Raw genomic sequence first — 15,772 nt, 5'->3', positions numbered from 1 at the left:
TGAAACATCACGCCCTGCTCGACGAGGCGGCGGCGGATGTCGTCCGGCTCGCTGACGACGGTGCCGTCGGCATTCGACAGGAGCGCCTCGGCCGGCCGCAGGAACGGTGTCCGCTCGGCGGCCGCCGCGACGGCCTGCCGCGCGGATTCCATGTACGCGGTGTGGAAGGCGCCCGCGACCGGGAGCGGCTTGACCGTGGCGGAGGGCGGCGGAGCGGCGGCGAGCCGCTCCAGGTCCCTCACGGCTCCGGCCGCGACGATCTGGCCGGGGCCGTTGAACGTGGCCGCGTACAGGCCCAGTTCGGCGATGCGGCCGAGGACACCGGCCTCGTCGCCGCCGACCACGGCCGCCATCGAGGTGGGGACCTCGGCGCAGGCGGCGGCCATCGCCCGGCCCCGCACCGCGGCGAGGCGCACGGCGTCAGCGGGGGCGAGCGCTCCGGCGTACACCGCCGCGGTCAGCTCCCCGACCGAGTGCCCGGCGGCCACCAGCGGCCCCTCCGGCCCGGCCGGGCCGAGCGCCTCATGGGCGAGGAGCCCGGCGGCGACCAGCATCGGCTGGGTGTGCTCGGTGCGTGCGATCTCGGCGGCCGGCGCCCTGCCGCCGAGGTGCACGAGGTCCACGTCGGCCGCCTCGGACCAGGCCCGCAGCCGCTCGGCGTACACCGGGTCGCGCAGCCAGCCGGCCACCATGCCCGGCGTCTGGGAGCCCTGTCCCGGCGTGACGAATGCATACACACGTCGAGGACCAGCAGCTCGGGCCCGGGGAGCAGGGCGAGGGCGAACCGCAGCCGCTGCTGCTCGCCGCCGGAGCACTCCACGACGCGGCGGCCCCGCAGCCCGTCGAGCCCGGCCCGCACCAGCACCGCGTCCACGTCGGAACCCGGGTGCAGCGATCCGAGCATCCGCACGGTGGCCTCGACGGTCAGGTCGGGCAACAGCCCGCCCGTCTGGAGCACCGCGGCGACCTGCCCGGAGCGCACCGCCTGCTGCGGCTCGCGCCCGAACAGCTCCACCGATCCCTCGTCGGGCCGGGTCAGCCCGAGCAGCATGTCGATGGTGGTCGTCTTGCCGGCACCGTTCGGCCCGAGGAACGCCACGATCTCGCTCCGCCGGATGCGCAGATCGATACCGTCGACGGCGCTGAAGCGCTCCCCCTTGGCATCGGTGAACCGCTTCACGACCGAGCTGAGCCGGACGGCATCCGGCGACGTCACCTCCCCGGTCACCGGGCGCGGTCGGGTACTGATCATCTTCGAGTCCTCACCATCTCAACGGGGTGACCTGGCGAGACCCACTCTTCTCCGGCCGTCTATCGGCCCCTGCCCGACCGGCTGTCCGGCGGCTATCCGGGCGGCGAGCGCCTCGCTCCTCGCCCGGGCGTCCGTCCTGGAGGGCCCTGCCGCGGGAGGCATCGTGCAGCAGCACGGAAAAGCCCGCGGCGGGCACGCGAAAAAGCCCCTCTGACCCGCGTTTCCGCAGGTCAGAGGGGCTGTACGGAGTGGAGCCTAGGGGAGTCGAACCCCTGACATCTGCCATGCAAAGACAGCGCTCTACCAACTGAGCTAAGGCCCCCGGAAGAGAAGCGTCCGCCCGGAGAACTCCGCGACCGGGGGGCGCCGCAGACCAGAGTACCGGGTCACCCCCGGGATCCCGCAAAAAGATTGGGGGTCCCCGTGAACAACCACGCTCCGTAAGATGCACGGCGTGGTTCGCTACAGCGAACCGCGGTATTTGGGGAAGCGATGGGGAGACGCAATGGACGCCGCACAGCAGGAAGCAACCGCAAGAGCCCGGGAGCTGCAGCGGACCTGGTACGGAGAGCCGCTGGGGGCGCTCTTCCGTAGGCTCATCGACGACCTGGGACTCAACCAGGCTCGTCTCGCGGGGGTACTGGGGCTCTCCGCGCCCATGCTGTCGCAGCTGATGAGCGGCCAGCGCGCCAAGATCGGCAACCCCGCGGTGGTCCAGCGGGTGCAGCTGCTGCAGGACCTCGCGGGGCAGGTCGCGGACGGCAGCGTGAGCGCCGCGGAGGCGACCCAGCGCATGGACGAGATCAAGAAGTCGCAGGGGGGCTCGGTCCTGAGCAACACGACGCAGTCGACGACGAGTTCGGGGGCGCCCACCGTGAAGCGGGTGGTCCGCGAGATCCAGTCGCTGCTGCGCTCGGTGGCGGCCGCGGGCGACATCATCGATGCCGCGGAGACCCTCGCCCCGACCCACCCGGAGCTGGCAGAGTTCCTCCGGGTGTACGGAGCCGGCCGCACCTCCGACGCGGTGGCGCACTACCAGGCCCACCAGAGCTGATCGGTGACCCGGCCGCCGAAAAGGGGGTTCGGCGGCCGGGAAGGCGAAACGTGAAGGCGGAACGGGAAAGCCAGACGGGAAAGCGATCGGGCACCCACGAATAACAGCTCCGGGAGCTGGGGAGTGGGACACGACAGGCGGAGCTGCACAGCACAACAGAACAAGAAAGCTGGGAACCCGGCCACCGGACTCCACGCAGGAGGACGGAGAGGCGCACGCACCGGAGAAGGGCCCCACCGAGGGCCCGGGCGCCGGAGCGTGCGGGAAGGGGAGGCGTACGGGGAGCGACAGCGGGCTTCGACGACGGACCGGAGACCGGGTCGCCGTATCCGGGCCGGCCGAAGGGAGCCGTAGCGCTCGCCGAGTGGCGACCAGCCGAGGGGGGAACTGAAGGGGGAGCGACGCACAGCCATGGGTGAGGTCTTCGCCGGCCGGTACGAACTGGTCGACCCGATCGGGCGCGGAGGGGTGGGCGCCGTATGGCGCGCCTGGGACCACCGGCGGCGCCGCTACGTGGCGGCCAAGGTCCTCCAGCAGCGCGACGCACACTCCCTGCTGCGCTTCGTCAGGGAACAGGCCCTGCGCATCGATCACCCCCATGTGCTCGCACCGACCAGCTGGGCAGCCGACGACGACCAGGTGCTGTTCACCATGGAACTGGTCACGGGAGGCTCGCTCGTCAACCTCGTCAACGACTACGGCCCGCTGCCGACCGCCTTCGTCTGCACCCTGCTCGACCAGCTTCTCTCCGGGCTCTCGGCGGTCCACGCCGAGGACGTCGTGCACCGGGACATCAAGCCCGCCAACGTCCTGCTGGAGGCCACCGGGACGGCCCGGCCGCATCTGCGGCTGTCCGACTTCGGCATCGCGATGCGCCTGGGCGACCCCCGGCTGACCGAGACCAACTACGTGGTCGGGACGCCCGGTTACCTGGCCCCCGAGCAGATGATGGGCGCGGAGCCCGACTTCCCCGCCGATCTGTTCGCCGTGGGCCTGGTCGCCCTGTACCTCCTGGAAGGCGCCAAGCCCGACACCAAGGCGCTGATCGAGCACTTCGCGGCCCATGGCACGCCCGGCCCGCCCATGAACATTCCCGAGCCCCTGTGGCAGGTCGTGGCCACGCTGGTGCAGCCCGACCCGCATGCCCGTTTCCGCACCGCCACGGGGGCCCGCAAGGCGCTCGCCGCGGCCGCGGAGCTCCTGCCGGAGCCCGACCCGGACGACGAGGTGTCCGAGCTGGTCGAGGTCTTCGACCAACTGGGCCCGCTGCCCGAAGGGTTCACCCCCGCGGGACCGCTCAAGCGGGCCTCCGGCCTGGACACGAGCGGAACGGCAGGTACTACAGGCACGGCAGGTACATCGGGCCACTCCGCGCGCAGCACGAACTCGAGCCCGCCCACCGGCACGGGAACAGGCACGGGCACGGGCACGGGAACAGGCGCGGGCCCCGACGCAGGCGGGAGCACAGGCACAGGCCCCGGCACGGGCACGGGCACGGGCACGAGCACCAGCTCGGGCGCAGGCGGCACAGCGCCCCCGCCGTCCGCGGCCGCGAGCATCGCACCGAGGCCCCCGCACGCCCCTCCGTCGAGTGCCGACACGGACACCGCACCACCGGCTCCCCCATCGGCCCCCGTGCCCCGGCCGCCCGCCGCACCACCCCCCATGCCGAGCACCGCACCGTCGACGACGGCCGGCTCAGGCCGCGATCTCTTCTCCGCCCCCGACCCCACCGTCGTACCCCCGCGTCCGGCGCGGGCTCCGGAGCCTCCGCGGCCGTCCACGATGTCGGACACGGGCAGCTTCCACCTGCCACCGCCCCAGCCCGTTCAGGTGCGGCCTCAGGCCCAGCCGCAATCCCCACCACAGCCCCAACCACAGCCACAGCCCCAGCCCCGACCACAGCCCCAGCCGCAGTCCCATGTGGCCGCGGTCCACACTCCGACAGCGCTGTCGGTCCAGTCCGCCGTCTACGCTCCCCCTCACACGGAGACGGCGGTGCAGCAGCAGGCATACGCCTCACCTGCCTCACCCTCACCTGATGCGTACAGCGCTCGTTCCCCGGACGGCCCCCGCCGTTCGAGGCGGGGGACGAGGCGGAAAGCGCGCCGACGACCGGGCCCGCCCGCCAGGGTGGCCGTACCGGTCCTGCTCCTCGCCCTGGTCTGCTTCGCGGTGGGTTTCTGGGCCCTGGCCCAGCTCTGATCCCCGGCCCGCCCCGTCCCCTGGCCCGACGATCCTTGCCCCGAGTACCCCTAAGCCGCCCGCCGCCGGGCCACGAGCGTCCACAGACCGAGCCCCAGTACGAGCACGCTTCCGGTGCCGATACCCCCGGCGGCCAGCACTTTCATGGCGGTGGCGTGGCCTCCCGGTCCTCGGCCGCCGCCGGAGGCCGCCGCGCTGCCGGTCCCGCCGGAGTCCTCGTCCCCGCCGGTGCCCCCGGCACCGCCACCGTCCTCGCCCGCGGTGCCGGCCCCCTCTCCGTTCTCCGCGGCCTCCCGGTCCTCGGCCGTGACCGTGAACACGTCGCGCGGTTCGGACGCCCCGAGGTACCCGGGCCCCTCCTCCGGCGAGCCCTCCACCCGCACACGCAGCGTCAGTCCGAACGGACCGTCCCCGAACCGTTCGGCGACCGGCTCCCCGAGATGCACCGCGAGGTAGTACCAGCCGGCGAACCGCATCGCGCTCGTCTCGTCGTCGACGGCGTGACGGTTGCCGTAGCGCACGGGAGGCAGCGGATCCAAAGCCACGGACCGCTGACGGCCGTCATAGGGGGACGTCACGTCGTCCACGAGGCCCCGTACGGGGTTGTAGAGGGACACGACCATCGCACTGCCCGTGAAGCCGTCCCCGCCGCCGTCCGCGCTGCCGAGCTCGGCCGTGGCGTACACCTGCTGGCCCCAGTCCACGGGCACCTTGTAGTAGAGCGTCCGGCCGGGTCTGATGCCGCCCGTCTGCGACCAGACGCCCTGGCCGACGGGGCTCGCCGTCGCGAAGCCCGTACCGCCCGTGCGCGGCCCGCCGTCGCCCGTGACGGCCTCGGGGGTCGCCGAGCTCCAGTTCTCCGGCGGTGCCGTCGTCGCACCGGCGTCCTTCAGGGGCGGCTCCCACGCGTGTCTGAGCTCCAGCTCCCAGGGCTCCCCGCCGCCCTCTGTGCCCTCCTGCGACGAGCCACCCGTGACGGCACGCTCGACGACCACGTAGTACGCACCTGCCGCTCGGCACATGTACGCGTCACGGTCCGCCTCGCGCACCACCCAGGCGGTGACCGGACGGGGGCTGCGGGTCGGGCCGAAGCGGGCCGTGTCGGAGGAGCAGACGTGACCGTCGGCGTCCTGCAGCGACACCTTGAGCCCGGCGGAGGAGGCGACGGCGGTCCCCGGCCGGGGAACGGCCGTCGCGGAGACGTAGGCATCGGCCGCACCGTCCAGCTCGAGGCGGTAGTACAGCTTGCCGTCCGCACCGAGGGAACTGCGGTACGTCGTCCCGGCGACTAGGCGTACGGATCCGGTGGTGCTCGTCGCGCCCTCGACCGTACGGGCGTCCTCGTCGAAGGCGTACGGAGCGGACGGATCGGGATCGGAGGTGCCGGCCGCCCTCGCGGTCCCGGACAGCGCGGCAGCCGCACACAGGAGCGCCGCGGAGGCCGCCACCACTCGCCACCAGACCGTGCGCCGCCCCATCACGCGTCACCCCTCGTCGTAGCCCTGGACGCCGCCCATCCTGCCCCGCCGGCCGGGCCGGCACCCGCCCTCCGTGGACGACTGCCCGAAACGCCCCCTCCAGGGGGCCTGATCCTTTCCGGGGCGGCCATGCCGCGCCGTCTCCGCGGTGGCCGTGCGCCGGGACGGTCCCGGCGTACGCGGCGGCGCAGGAGGCTCGCTCACGCCCCGCGCCGTACCGCACAACACAAGACCCCGACCGCGAGTCGAGCGGTCGGGGTCTGTTCTGAGACTGGTGTCGGCACTCACGAACCCGTGGGCACGGAGTCAGTCGCCTCCGTCCACAGATCCTGCTCGGCGCGGTCCGCCTGGATCTGGCGGTACACGAGGAGCCCGCCGATGGCGGCCAGTGCGACCAGGAGAAGCTTCTTCACCGCGCGACCTCGTCTTTCCTTGACGTAGGGGACTTCTGGCGCCCGACTATACACACCGATCGATATCGATCAGTGACCTGCTTCGGTGGCCAACTTCCTCCTGCAATACCGCGAGAGAAGCGGATCACACCACTCCGATCGCAGGCTGATCACATCGCACGGTCCACACGGCGCGTGGAGGACGTATCACGCCGTCATCCGAACCGCCACCGAAACCTCATGTTCCGGGACATCTCGCCCCACTTGCGCCCATCCGAGTGGTGTTCATCTGAAGGTCGACGCGCCATGGGCGTCGGTCCGACACTTCGCACTCCGCATACACATCATGAGGAAAGTACGCAAATCGCCCAACCCGAAAGTGAGGGGCCATGGTCCCGAACAAGGTCATGAGGCTGTGGACGGCCGTCGTCGCCGCCTTCCTCGCGCTCTGCACGGCGCTCGGACTGATCACGACCACGGCGTCCGCCGCGGTACCGCAGGCCGAGCCAGCGTGCAACCCCGCACCGGCCGTCACGGTGCCCACGGCACCCTCGGAGGCTTCGTCCCACAGCGGCGCGCTGCCACCCACTATGAAACAGCGCATCCGGGCCGAGGCCCACGGCGGCTCACCGTCCTGCCGCCTGCACAGACATACGGACACTCTGACGAGCACGACGAGGGACGCGGTGGTGAACACCGCAAGGACCCCCAGACACCTCGCGGAACGCACGGAGACCCTGTCACCCGCCCACACGCCGGTCTCCCGGGAGTGATTCCCCAGCCTTCGCAGCTGACCTGACCTGACCGGCACGGCCCGCCCTTCGGGGCAACGAGGCGACTTTGCGTACGCCCCACACGAAAACCCCCCACCTGGGACGGTCGGGGGTTCTCGTGCGTGCTGTGACGTCACCCTGAACGTTCAGGGTGATGACATGCCCACCTTGACGCCGAAATCCTTCGCCACAGCCAGATCAGCATGACCATGGACGTCTTTACGCACGTGGTCGGCGGACGAACGGGAAGCTGTCGCGATGCTCGCGGAGTTGCTGGAAGATCCGCTCATCGGCTGATGCCTGGCGTTGGAGGACTAGCGCCTGAGCCTCCTGCGAACCCAGCCCGCTCCGAGAGTGACCGTGGCGACCACTGTCAGAAGGATCGCTCCGAGAATCAGCGTCGCCCCTGCTGAGACCACGAAGATGCCCCACCACGGCGGATCGCCTTCCACTGGCCCTCCCCGAGAGTCATGTGTACCAAGCACGACGCTTGGGCTTGGGAGCTGGTTCCGCGATCACCGCTGATGTCAGCCGTGGATGTCAAAGACCCCCGGCCCATTCGGACCGGGGGTCTTTTCGCTGGTGGGGCTAACAGGATTTGAACCTGTGGCCTCATCCTTATCAGGGATGCGCTCTAACCAACTGAGCTATAGCCCCGCCGCGCTCTGCGGTGTGTCCCGCGCGCTGACTCCTGAAGATTAGCGCACTACGTGGGCAGTCCCAAAATCGATACCCGGAGGGGCCCTCCCAGGCCCGATCCGGCCCCGCTCACTCGTCCTCGGCGAGCGTCAGTTCCACGCCGCCCACGAAGCCGGCGGAGAGGTTGTAGATGAACGCGCCCAGCGTCGCCAGTGCCGTGGCGAGGACCACGTCGATGACCGCGATGATCGAGGTGAAGATCAGGACGTTGGGCAGGGACAGGAAGGACTGCAGGTCGAATCCGTTGGACTCGTTGGAGCCCGTCGCCTCGGAGATGGTGCCACCGACCGTCGAGAAGACGCCCATCGCGTCCATGACCATCCAGAGCACCGCGGCCGCCACGATCGTGCAGATGCCGAGCGCGATGGAGAGCAGGAAACTGACCTTCATCACCGACCACGGGTCGGCCTTGGCCACGCGCAGCCGGGCCTTGCGGGTACGCGGCGTGGTGCGCGCGCCCGTACGCGGACGCCGTACGGCACCGGCAGGAGCGCCGGGTCCGCCGGTGGTGTCCGTCCTGCCACCCGGATGCCCGGCGCCGTCCGGCCCGCCCGCGGCCGTGCTGTAGGCCTGCGGCGGGTGGTACGGCCCGGACTGCTGCTGCGAGGACCGCTCCCCGGGCAGCGGGGAGGCCGACGCCGCGGTGGCATGCTGCTGGGCCTGGGCCGCGGCCGGACCCGCGCCGGCCGCGTACTGCTGCGTATGCGGACCTCGGGCGTCCGTCACAGTTCCCCCCTGGGATTCCTCTGAGTCGTGAGAGGCAGTCGAGCTCGTGGCGGAGCCACGGCCGCCGTCCGTTCCCGTACCGGTCGATCCGGCGCCCGTGGCTCCGCTCACGATGACTCACTCCTCGCGCTACTCGGCCGAGGACTGCCCGCCCTCGTCCGTGCCGGTGTCCGTGGCGCCGTCGGCCGTCTCGTCCACGGCCTCGTCACCGTCGACCTCCTCGGCCTCGCGCCCCGCCTCGGCATTACGAGCGATGCCCACGACGGCATCGCGCTTGCCCAGGTTGATCAGTTGGACGCCCATGGTGTCACGGCCCGTTTCCCTGACCTCGCTGACTCGCGTACGAATCACACCGCCGGACAGTGTGATGGCGAGGATCTCGTCGCTCTCCTCGACCACCAGCGCGCCGACGAGCTCACCGCGGTCCTCCACGATCTTGGCGGCCTTGATGCCGAGGCCGCCGCGGCCCTGGACGCGGTACTCGTCGACGGCGGTCCGCTTCGCGTACCCGCCGTCCGTGGCAGTGAACACGAACGTACCCGGTCGAACAACATTCATCGAGAGCAGCTCGTCGCCCTCGCGGAAGCTCATTCCCTTGACGCCCGAGGTGGCACGGCCCATCGGCCGCAGCGTTTCATCGGTGGCCGTAAACCGGATTGACTGCGCCTTCTTGCTGATCAGAAGCAGATCGTCGTCGGCCGAGACCAGTTCGGCTCCGATCAGTTCATCGTCCGAGCCGTCCTCCGTCTCGCGGAGATTGATGGCGATCACACCGCCGGAGCGGGGCGAATCGTAATCCTTCAGAGGCGTCTTCTTGACCAGACCACCCTTGGTGGCCAGCACCAGGTACGGCGCGGCGTCGTAGTCGCGGATCGCGAGGATCTCGGCGATCGCCTCGTCCGGCTGGAAGGCCAGCAGGTTCGCGACGTGCTGCCCGCGCGCGTCACGGCCGGCGTCCGGGAGCTCGTACGCCTTGGCCCGGTAGACGCGGCCCTTGTTGGTGAAGAACAGCAGCCAGTGGTGGGTCGTCGAGACGAAGAAGTGGTCGACGATGTCGTCTTCCTTCAGCTTCGTGCCGCGTACGCCCTTGCCGCCGCGCTTCTGGGCGCGGTAGTCGTCGGTCTTGGTGCGCTTGACGTAGCCGCCGCGGGTGACCGTGACGACGATGTCCTCCTCGGCGATCAGGTCCTCGATGGACATGTCGCCCTCGTAGGGGATCAGCTTCGTCTGGCGGTCGTCGCCGTACTTCTCGACGAGCGCCGCGAGCTCCTCGCTGACGATGCCGCGCTGGCGGGTCGGCGAGGCGAGGATCGCGTTGTACTCGTTGATCTTGGCCTGGAGCTCGTCGTGCTCCTGGACGATCTTCTGGCGCTCCAGGGCGGCCAGCCGGCGCAGCTGCATCTCGAGGATGGCGTTGGCCTGGATCTCGTCGATGTCCAGGAGGCCCATCAGGCCGCCGCGCGCGACCTCGACGGTGTCGCTGCGCCGGATCAGCGCGATGACCTCGTCGATGGCGTCCAGGGCCTTCAGCAGGCCGCGCAGGATGTGCGCGCGCTCCTCGGCCTTGCGCAGCCGGAAGCGCGTCCGGCGGACGATGACCTCGATCTGGTGCGTCACCCAGTGACGGATGAAGGCGTCCAGGGAGAGGGTGCGCGGCACGCCGTCGACCAGCGCCAGCATGTTGGCGCCGAAGTTCGTCTGCAGGTCGGTGTGCTTGTACAGGTTGTTCAGGACGACCTTGGCGACCGCGTCCCGCTTGAGGACGATGACCAGGCGCTGACCGGTACGGGACGACGTCTCGTCGCGGACGTCCGCGATGCCGCCGATCCGGCCGTCCTTCACCAGGTCGGCGATCTTCTGCGCGAGGTTGTCCGGGTTGACCTGGTACGGCAGCTCCGTGACCACCAGGCACTGGCGGTTCTGGATCTCCTCGACCTCGACGACCGCGCGCATCGTGATGGAGCCGCGGCCGGTGCGGTACGCCTCCTCGATGCCCTTGCGGCCCACCACCAGCGCGCCGGTCGGGAAGTCGGGGCCCTTGATGCGCTCGATGAGCGCCTCGAGCAGCTCCTCGTGGGAGGCCTCGGGGTTCTCCAGGCACCACTGGGCACCGGCCGCGACCTCGCGCAGGTTGTGCGGCGGGATGTTGGTCGCCATGCCGACCGCGATGCCCGCCGAGCCGTTGATCAGCAGGTTCGGAAAGCGCGCCGGCAGGACGGTCGGCTCCTGGGAGCGGCCGTCGTAGTTGTCCGTGAAGTCGACGGTCTCCTCGTCGATGTCGCGGACCATCTCCATCGACAGCGGCGCCATCTTGCACTCGGTGTAGCGCATGGCCGCCGCCGGGTCGTTGCCCGGCGAGCCGAAGTTGCCGTTGGAGTCCACCAGCGGCATCCGCATCGACCACGGCTGCGCGAGGCGGACCAGCGCGTCGTAGATCGAGGAGTCGCCGTGCGGGTGGTAGTTGCCCATGACGTCGCCGACGACGCGGGCGCACTTGTAGAAGCCCTTCTCGGGCCGGTAGCCGCCGTCGTACATGGCGTACAGGACGCGGCGGTGCACGGGCTTCAGACCGTCCCGTACGTCCGGCAGCGCGCGCGAGACGATGACGGACATCGCGTAGTCGAGGTAGGAGCGCTGCATCTCCGTCTCGAGCCCGACGGGCTCGATGCGCAGGGTCGTGTCCTCGGCGGCACCGGTCTCTTCAGGCGTCACTGGGGTGTTCTCGTCGGCCATTGCTGGTGGGGATCCTTCCTGGTGCGGTCAGCTGGGACCGACTCAGATGTCGAGGAAGCGGACGTCCTTGGCGTTGCGCTGGATGAACGCGCGGCGGGCCTCGACGTCCTCGCCCATGAGTACCGAGAACAGGTCGTCGGCCTGGGCGGCGTCGTCGAGCGTGACCTGGCCGAGGACACGGTGGTCGACGTCCATGGTGGTGACGCGCAGCTCCTCGGCGTTCATCTCGCCGAGACCCTTGAAGCGCTGGACCGAGTCGTCCCTGATGCGCTTGCCGTTCTGCCGGCCGAGCTCGATCAGGGCGTCGCGCTCGCGGTCGGAGTACGCGTACTCGAAGTCGTCCTTGCCCCACTTGATCTTGTACAGCGGGGGACGCGACAGGAACACGTGCCCGGCCTCGACCAGCGGCCGCATGAAGCGGAAGAGGAAGGTCAGCAGCAGGGTGTTGATGTGCTGGCCGTCGACGTCGGCGTCCGCCATCAGGATGATCTTGTGGTAGCGGAGCTTCTCGATGTCGAAGTCCTCATGGACCCCGGTGCCGAAGGCGGAGATCAGCGCCTGGATCTCCTGGTTCTGCAGGATCTTGTCGATCCGCGCCTTCTCCACGTTGAGGATCTTGCCGCGGATCGGGAGGATCGCCTGGTACTGCGGGTTCCGGCCCGACTTGGCCGAGCCGCCGGCGGAGTCGCCCTCGACGATGAAGATCTCGCACTTGGTGGGGTCGTTCGACTGGCAGTCGGAGAGCTTGCCCGGCAGGGACGCCGTCTCCAGCAGGCCCTTGCGCCGCGTGAGGTCGCGCGCCTTGCGGGCCGCCACGCGCGCGGTGGCCGCCTGGATGCCCTTCCGGATGATGTCCGCGGCCTCGACCGGGTTACGGTCCAGCCAGTCCGTGAGGTGCTCGTGGACGACCTTCTGCACGAAGGTCTTCGCCTCCGTGTTGCCCAGCTTTGTCTTGGTCTGACCCTCGAACTGGGGCTCCCCGAGCTTGACCGAGATGATCGCGGTCAGACCCTCGCGGATGTCGTCACCCGTGAGGTTGTCGTCCTTCTCGCGGAGCAGCTTCTTGTCGCGCGCGTAGCGGTTGATCAGACCGGTCAGCGCGGCCCGGAAGCCCTCCTCGTGCGTACCGCCCTCGTGGGTGTGGATGGTGTTCGCGAAGGAGTAGACGCCCTCGTTGTACCCGTTGTTCCACTGCATCGCGACCTCGACGGACAGGAGCTTCTCCTTGTCCTCGGCCTCGATGTCGATCACGGAGGGGTGGACCACCTCGCCCTTGCGGGAGTTGAGGTACTTCACGAAGTCGACGATGCCGCCCTCGTAGTGGTACGTGACGGTCTTGACCTCGGCCTTGTCGTCCGCACCGGCCTCGTCGGCACCCGTGGTGGCCTTGGCCGACTCGCGCTCGTCGGTGAGCCTGATCTTCAGGCCCTTGTTGAGGAACGCCATCTCCTGGAAGCGCCGCGAGAGCGTCTCGAAGGAGTAGTCGGTGGTCTCGAAGATGTCACCGTCGGCCCAGAAGGTGACCGACGTACCGGTCTCCTCCGTCGCCTCGTGCTGGGCGAGCGGGGCCGTGGGGACGCCCATCTTGTAGTCCTGCGTCCAGCGGTAGCCGTCGGTCTTGACCTCGACGGCGACCTTCGTCGACAGCGCGTTCACCACGGACACGCCCACGCCGTGCAGACCACCGGAGACCGCGTAGCCACCGCCGCCGAACTTGCCGCCCGCGTGCAGCACGGTCAGCACGACCTCGACGGCCGGCTTGTTCTCCGACGGCACGATGCCGACCGGGATGCCACGGCCGTTGTCGACGACGCGCACGCCGCCGTCGGCGAGGATCGTCACGTCGATCGTGTCGGCGTGACCGGCCATCGCCTCGTCGACGGAGTTGTCCACGACCTCCTGCACCAGGTGGTGCAGGCCGCGCTCACCGGTCGAGCCGATGTACATGCCAGGTCGCTTGCGGACCGCGTCCAGCCCTTCGAGGACGGTGATGGCGCTGGCGTCGTACGAGGAGGCCGCGACCTCACCGTTCGGGGATGCGGCCTCGCCGTTGGCGCCGGCGTCGGTGGACGGGATGTTCTCGTTGGGGTTGCCGGAATCGGCCACGAAGCGCCCTTTCTGGCACAGCACGAGCCAGACTCCCGGCTGGTCTGCCGGAGCGGCTGCGGCATGTTGCGGTGGAAGCTTTTGTCAGCGTTGCACAGTGTTTCCGAAACGGTCCCCACAAGTGGGGCTGGATTAGCTTCCAGTCTACCGGTAGCGCCGACAGTGATGGGGGTTTGCCGGTACCTGAGTCCCCATGTGCCGCCCTGAACCGGTCTCGGCCGACTCCCCATATGCGGAACGGGGCTCCAAGAGGCTCACAGCGGCACTCAGCGCTTCCGGACGTCAACCCTTCGCTACTCCCGGGTCAGGTCGCTGTCCACCGCCGCGCAGGCTCGGGCGGAAGGGTGCGCAACGGCGGCCGGGAGCCCTCTGCCGAAGGCTCCCGGCCGCCGTGACGCACACCTCTGTGTGACTCCGGTCACCCCCGAGTGTCTGGGGTGCTCAGCCGTACGTGTCCCCGGGGCCGGCGCTTCCGGGGGCGCGCAGCGGGCCGTAGCGGCGAGCGGGGCCGCCGGGGCCGTACACCTTGATCAGCGCGACCCTGCCGTGGCCGAGATCCTGGTTCAGCCGGGCCACCAGCTGCGGGGCCAGCAGGCGCAGGTTCGTCGCCCAGGCCGTCGAGTCGCAGCGCACGGTCAGGATCCGCTCGTCCTCGTCGTACTTCTCGGGGACGCAGTGCTTGGCCACGTCCGCGCCGACGATCTCCGGCCAGCGCCCCATGACACCGCCGACGGCCGCGGGGGCCTCCCAGCCGCGCTCGGTGATCAGGCGGTTGATGGCGGAGCCGAGCGCCATCGGGTCACGGCCGTCGGCTCGCGCGCCGGAGCGCAGTCCGCCACCGCGCCGGGCCTGCCGCTTCTGCTGAGCGGCATCCCCACGCGCGCGTGCCGCCTCCTTCGCCGCCCTGAGCGCCACGCGCGCGAGGTCGACGCCGGAGGGCTCTGCCGCCTTGCGGGAGGCGGGTTTCCGCGGGTCCGGTGCGGGTCCGTCGCCGCTCATGCCCGCTCCACCGTGCCGTCGGACACCGCGTACCGCGTCCCGGTCAGGACGCCGGGTACGTCGTCGTCGACCGCCGCCGTGACCAGTACCTGCTCCCCAGGGGCGACCATCTCCGCCAGCCGCTCCCTCCGGCGGGCGTCCAGCTCGGCGAACACGTCGTCGAGGACGAGCACCGGCTCGTTGCCCTCGGCGCGCAGCAGCTCGTACGAGGCAAGTCGCAGTGCCAGCGCGTACGACCAGGACTCGCCGTGGGACGCGTATCCCTTGGCGGGCAGCTGACCGAGCTTGAGGACCAGATCGTCGCGGTGCGGTCCCACCAGGGTCACGCCTCGCTCGATCTCCTGCTTGCGGGCCTCCGCGAGGGCGGCCGTCAGCTGGTCGTACAGCTCCTCGCGCGTGTGGCCCTCGCCGGGCGCGGACGGCTTGTACTCCAGGGCGACCGGCCCGCCGCCGGGCGCGAGCTGCTCGTACGCCTTGTCGGCGAGCGGCTCCATGGTGGCCACCAGGTCCAGACGCTGGGCGAGCAGCTCGGCGCCCGCGCGCGCGAGGTGCTGGTCCCACACGTCGAGGGTGGACAGGTCCATGGAACGGCCACCGTGCCGCCGGGCGAGTGCTGCCGTCTTCAGGAGCGTGTTGCGCTGCTTGAGGACCCGGTCGTAGTCGGAGCGCACGCCGGCCATACGGGGGGAGCGCGCCGTGATCAGCTCGTCGAGGAAGCGGCGCCGCTCACCAGGGTCACCCTTGACCAGGGCGAGGTCCTCGGGCGCGAACAGCACGGTCCGCACGATGCCGAGCACGTCACGTGGCCTGACCTTCGAGGACCTGTTGATTCGGGCACGGTTGGCCTTGCCCGGGTTCAGCTCCAGCTCGACGAGCTGCTGCCGGTCGCCCTGGCGGACCTGGGCCCGGACGACCGCGCGTTCGGCTCCCATGCGGACCAGGGGCGCGTCCGAGGCGACACGGTGGCTGCCGAGGGTCGCGAGGTAGCCGACCGCCTCGACGAGGTTCGTCTTGCCCTGGCCGTTCGGCCCCACGAACGCGGTGACGCCCGGCTCCAGCGGGACCTCGGCCCGGGCGTACGAGCGGAAGTCGGCCAGCGACAGATGCGTGACGTGCATGGTCGTGTGCCGACCTCCCCAACGTGGTGCTTCGGGCGGCCGCGGCGGCGGCGGGGCCCGCCGTGGCTTCGGGTTCCCCCGGTTGTCCACGACCTGTGGACAACCGGGGCGTTCCTGAGGGTGAGCGAGGGGATCGCCCCGCTGGTCACCCCCAGGGTGTGGATTACTTCTTCTCGACCGCGTGGCCGCCGAACTGGTTGCGCAGCGCGGCGATCATCTTCATCTGCGGGGAGTCGT

11 protein-coding genes, 2 tRNA genes and 2 pseudogenes are annotated in these 15,772 nt (G+C 70.3%); 4 read left to right on the top strand and 11 right to left on the bottom strand.

The genetic code is table 11. The annotated features are described in order from the left end of the window. The 3 genes and pseudogenes from IE242_RS16950 to IE242_RS16940 all read right to left on the bottom strand — a co-directional run. On the bottom strand, positions 1 to 737 hold a 737-nt coding region (locus IE242_RS16950; protein ID WP_229859089.1), incomplete at its 3' end, for an ACP S-malonyltransferase. A gap of 62 nt (positions 738 to 799) precedes the next feature. Next, positions 800 to 1,252 (bottom strand): annotated as a pseudogene (locus tag IE242_RS16945) (ATP-binding cassette domain-containing protein); the annotation flags it as partial. Positions 1,253 to 1,501: 249 nt separating this feature from the next. Continuing rightward, positions 1,502 to 1,574 (bottom strand) — tRNA-Ala (locus IE242_RS16940). A 183-nt stretch (positions 1,575 to 1,757) separates the two neighbouring features. Between IE242_RS16940 and IE242_RS16935 the strand changes: the two genes are divergently transcribed. Beyond that, entirely contained in the window at positions 1,758 to 2,306 is a 549-nt protein-coding gene (locus IE242_RS16935; RefSeq protein ID WP_189860016.1) for a helix-turn-helix domain-containing protein, read from the top strand. A gap of 411 nt (positions 2,307 to 2,717) precedes the next feature. Further along, positions 2,718 to 4,511, top strand: a complete 1,794-nt coding sequence (locus tag IE242_RS16930; protein WP_189860014.1) for a serine/threonine-protein kinase — start codon at positions 2,718 to 2,720, stop codon at positions 4,509 to 4,511. A gap of 50 nt (positions 4,512 to 4,561) precedes the next feature. On the opposite strand, the gene IE242_RS16925 is transcribed toward IE242_RS16930, so the two are convergent. Both IE242_RS16925 and IE242_RS37740 read right to left on the bottom strand, forming a co-directional pair. Then, positions 4,562 to 5,989 carry a hypothetical protein gene (locus IE242_RS16925; RefSeq protein ID WP_229859021.1) on the bottom strand — a complete coding sequence of 476 codons (1,428 nt, stop codon included), beginning with the start codon at positions 5,987 to 5,989 and terminating at the stop codon, positions 4,562 to 4,564. 284 nt (positions 5,990 to 6,273) lie between these two features. After that, positions 6,274 to 6,402: a DLW-39 family protein gene (locus IE242_RS37740; protein WP_003999697.1), complete on the bottom strand. Its 129-nt coding sequence runs from the start codon at positions 6,400 to 6,402 to the stop codon at positions 6,274 to 6,276. 368 nt (positions 6,403 to 6,770) lie between these two features. Here IE242_RS37740 and IE242_RS16915 point away from each other — a divergent pair, with 368 nt between their 5' ends. Further along, positions 6,771 to 7,154 (top strand): DUF6344 domain-containing protein, encoded by a 384-nt coding sequence (locus IE242_RS16915; RefSeq protein ID WP_229859019.1) that lies wholly within the window; start codon positions 6,771 to 6,773, stop codon positions 7,152 to 7,154. A gap of 176 nt (positions 7,155 to 7,330) precedes the next feature. Then, positions 7,331 to 7,451, top strand: a pseudogene (locus IE242_RS39545) (site-specific integrase); the annotation flags it as partial. A 283-nt stretch (positions 7,452 to 7,734) separates the two neighbouring features. Here IE242_RS39545 and IE242_RS16910 read toward each other — a convergent pair. The 6 genes from IE242_RS16910 to recF all read right to left on the bottom strand — a co-directional run bounded on the left by IE242_RS16910 (position 7,735) and on the right by recF (position 15,535). After that, a tRNA-Ile gene (locus IE242_RS16910) sits at positions 7,735 to 7,811 on the bottom strand. A gap of 111 nt (positions 7,812 to 7,922) precedes the next feature. After that, entirely contained in the window at positions 7,923 to 8,690 is a 768-nt protein-coding gene (locus tag IE242_RS16905) for a DUF3566 domain-containing protein (RefSeq protein ID WP_189860011.1), read from the bottom strand. An 18-nt stretch (positions 8,691 to 8,708) separates the two neighbouring features. Then, positions 8,709 to 11,312: a DNA gyrase subunit A gene (gene gyrA, locus IE242_RS16900; RefSeq protein ID WP_189860009.1), complete on the bottom strand. Its 2,604-nt coding sequence runs from the start codon at positions 11,310 to 11,312 to the stop codon at positions 8,709 to 8,711. A gap of 42 nt (positions 11,313 to 11,354) precedes the next feature. After that, positions 11,355 to 13,442, bottom strand: coding sequence for a DNA topoisomerase (ATP-hydrolyzing) subunit B (gene gyrB, locus IE242_RS16895; RefSeq protein ID WP_271208729.1), 2,088 nt, complete (start codon positions 13,440 to 13,442; stop codon positions 11,355 to 11,357). Between the two features lie 417 nt (positions 13,443 to 13,859). Then, a complete protein-coding gene (locus IE242_RS16890) occupies positions 13,860 to 14,417 on the bottom strand; it encodes a DciA family protein (protein ID WP_189860007.1) in 558 nt (185 codons plus the stop codon). Further along, positions 14,414 to 15,535 (bottom strand): DNA replication/repair protein RecF, encoded by a 1,122-nt coding sequence (gene recF, locus IE242_RS16885; protein ID WP_189860005.1) that lies wholly within the window; start codon positions 15,533 to 15,535, stop codon positions 14,414 to 14,416. Before recF ends, IE242_RS16890 begins: the two co-directional genes overlap by 4 nt. Between the last annotated feature and the right edge of the window lie 237 nt (positions 15,536 to 15,772).

The organism is Streptomyces poonensis (genome assembly GCF_014650915.1).
Lineage (GTDB): Bacteria > Actinomycetota > Actinomycetes > Streptomycetales > Streptomycetaceae > Streptomyces > Streptomyces poonensis.
The sequence above is the reverse complement of the archived record's forward strand: the minus strand, read 5'-3'. Positions and strand labels throughout refer to the sequence as shown.